Genomic DNA, 1,346 nt, shown 5'->3' on the forward strand with positions numbered 1-1,346 from the left:
TTTCTGGTGCGTACCGGGCTGAGAGGCGGTGTAAGTGAACTGTAGTTGCCATGTTTTACGGCAATGAGAGCAGAGATAGCGCTGATGTCCGGCAGTGCTTTTGCCGTTACGCACCACGCCTTCAGTAGCGGAGCAGGAAGGACATCTGATGGAAATGGAAGCCACGCAAGCACCTTAAAATCACCATCATACACTAAATCAGTAAGTTGGCAGCATTACCGTCTTCGCAATATGCGAAACATCAAGAATAACATCCGTCATAATGACCTCGGTGTCACAACAAAACGCCAATAACGTTTTGTTGTGAGGTGAAGATGTTTACTATTTACCTGTATAAACGCCGGGTTGTACCGGGATCATTTTTTCTACCGGTTTACCATTGAGGTGATCAACAGCGGCATCAATGGCTTTAGCACCCATTTGATCGGGATATTGCCGAATCACGGCCGCAAACGTTTTTTCACTGTCAACGGCATCACGCGCTTCTTTCATGCCGTCAAAACCAATGATTTTGATGTTGTCGTTATGCGCAGATTTTGCTGCGATAACCGCTGCCAGCGCCGCATCATCACCAAAGCCAAACAGACCATTCAGGTTGGCATTTGCCTGCATAATGTTTTGCGCAGTCGTTAACGCTTCAGCCCGCGTAATACTAGGCTGTTCAGCAACAATTTTAATATCCGGTGTATCGCTTAACCCTTTCTTAAAACCATCAACGCGCGCAACCACCGATTGTAGTGCCGGATAAGAAATAATGGCTACAGTACCTTTACCATTCAAAAGTTTGCCCATTAACTTGCCTGCTTCAACGCCTCCCGCATAGTTATCGGTCGCAACATGCGATACGACCGGAACGCCTTCCGCAGCGACGTCGACGGTGATAACGGGAATACCGGCCTTATCGGCTTTAATTATCGCCGCCTGGACGCCTTTCGAATCGACCGGAGAGATAATAATGGCATCCACTTTTTTAGTAATAAAATCCTCAACATCAGAAAGTTGTTTGTTTAAATCCTGATTGGCAATAGAGAGGTAATGACTCCAACTTACTGATAGTGTTTTATGTTCAGATAATGCCCGATGACCTTGTCATGCAGCTCCACCGATTTTGAGAACGACAGTGACTTCCGTCCCAGCCTTGCCAGATGTTGTCTCAGATTCAGATTATGTCGCTCAATGCGCTGAGTGTAACGCTTGCTGATAACGTGCAGCTTTCCCTTCAGGCGTGATTCATACAGCGGCCAGCCATCCGTCATCCATACCACGACCTCAAAGGCCGACAGCAGGCTCAGAAGACGCTCCAGTGTGGCCAGAGTGCGTTCACCGAAGACGTGCGCCACAACCGT

General features: G+C 47.9%; 2 protein-coding genes and 1 pseudogene. All 3 read right to left on the reverse strand.

The genetic code is table 11. The features are described 5' to 3' along the window. Positions 1-165 (reverse strand): IS1 family transposase (locus tag BGK49_RS27350; RefSeq protein WP_047664789.1); only part of this gene is annotated, 165 nt, incomplete at its 3' end. 156 nt (positions 166-321) lie between these two features. After that, entirely contained in the window at positions 322-1,026 is a 705-nt protein-coding gene (locus tag BGK49_RS14775; protein ID WP_072059039.1) for a substrate-binding domain-containing protein, read from the reverse strand. 20 nt (positions 1,027-1,046) lie between these two features. Continuing rightward, a pseudogene (locus BGK49_RS14780) lies at positions 1,047-1,346 on the reverse strand (IS1-like element IS1X2 family transposase); the annotation flags it as partial.

It is taken from the genome of Shigella sp. FC1544 (assembly GCF_001722145.1).
Lineage (GTDB): Bacteria > Pseudomonadota > Gammaproteobacteria > Enterobacterales > Enterobacteriaceae > Escherichia > Escherichia coli.